This window comes from Cryomorpha ignava, assembly GCF_010686655.1.
In the GTDB taxonomy this organism is placed as follows: Bacteria; Bacteroidota; Bacteroidia; order Flavobacteriales_D; family Cryomorphaceae; genus Cryomorpha; species Cryomorpha ignava.
This window is the reverse complement of sequence record NZ_JAAGVY010000117.1, coordinates 1-1499: the sequence shown is the minus strand read 5'-3', so window position 1 is coordinate 1499 and position 1499 is coordinate 1. Positions and strand designations below refer to the sequence as shown.

Below are 1499 nucleotides of genomic sequence, written 5' to 3'. Positions count from 1 at the left end.
GAGCTTACACCGGCAATGTAGGAAGTGGTGGAACTTTAATTGAAAAGAAATTAACCAGTTATACAGTCTATGATGATTTTGGTCGGGTGGTATTTGACATTCCTGCCAAAGCAATGGAAGAACTTGAAATCCTCGGCACTTATGTTGTTAAAGTTTCTGATACTCCGCACCCCACATTACAAATAGTAAAAGATTTAGTTTCAACTTACTCGTACGATGAAAAAGGTCGGCTATGGCAAAAAGAAATGCCGGGAACCGGGAAACAAAATTTTGTGTTCGATCATTATGATCGCGTGGTAATGAGCCGGGATAACAAGCAAATAATGGAGGGCAAATGGAATTTTGTGAAATACGATACCAGAGGCAGGGTTGTTATCAAAGGTGCAACAACTATGGCAGGACACCATTCTTTCCATAGTGTAGAAAGTGCTGAACATTTTGAAGATAATGGTGAAATAATTAAAGGGGAAATATTCACAGGCGGAACAGGATCACTTATGGGCTATTCTAACTTGACTTATCCCGTATTAACAGCTTCACAAATAGACTCGATTACCAATGTATATTATTTTGATAACTATGATTTTGATTTCCCCGTCGAATTTAATTTCATTCCATTTAATGCGATTACGTTGCCATTAGAAGTTGTTCGCGGTTTGGCAACCGGTTCAAACACCCGCATTTTAAATGCTGACGGCACTATGGGTGGCTGGTTAGCTACTGTAACCTATTATGATATTAAAAAACGGCCAATACAGGCTTTCACTAAAAACCATAAAGGGGGATGGGATAGAATTGATACGTACTACAATGAATATGGACAAGTAGAAAAGACTATGCAGTATCATCGGTTCGAAGCAACCGATTCTGAACACGTATTTAGTACGCGCTATACTTATTCAAATCAAAGTGGTAAATTACGACAGGTTAAGTGTAGAATAGACAATGATCCTGAAGTGACCGTAAGTTCTCGCTGGTACGATGAGAAAGGACAACTCAAAAAACTAAGACATCATAAGCCTGTAGGGATTTTCCATTATTTACAGAATATAGATTATCGCTACAATGATCAGGGAAACCTTACTCATATAAATAATACTGCTTTAATTGTTGATGCCTTTAACGATGATTCCGATGACGTTTTCGGTCAGGAGCTGACCTATTTTGATGAAAGTTCTGATTATTACGTGCCTCCCCCGTCAATGGATAACCCTCACTCCGTAACTCCGAGATACGGTGGGAATATTTCAAGCATGATGTGGAACGCCAAGACTCCTGACGAAGATGGAGCGATGTTGAATCGCCATGCTTATGTATATCGATATGACGATTTAAATAATTTGACCGATGCTTTATATGGATCGGATTTACCTCTCTCCAGCCCCTTAAATGATTGGACACAGATTAAAGTTTGAAAAAAACTTTAATTTAGAACCAATGAAAAACAAAAAACGAAAAAGCACACAGGAAAAGATCACCATCATTAAAGAAGGTAAGGA

General features: G+C 38.4%; 1 protein-coding gene. It reads left to right on the top strand.

The genetic code is table 11. The annotated features are described in order from the left end of the window. A partial coding sequence (locus G3O08_RS20635) for a hypothetical protein (RefSeq protein ID WP_204336977.1) occupies positions 1-1415 on the top strand: 1415 nt, incomplete at its 5' end. Positions 1416-1499: the final 84 nt, after the last annotated feature.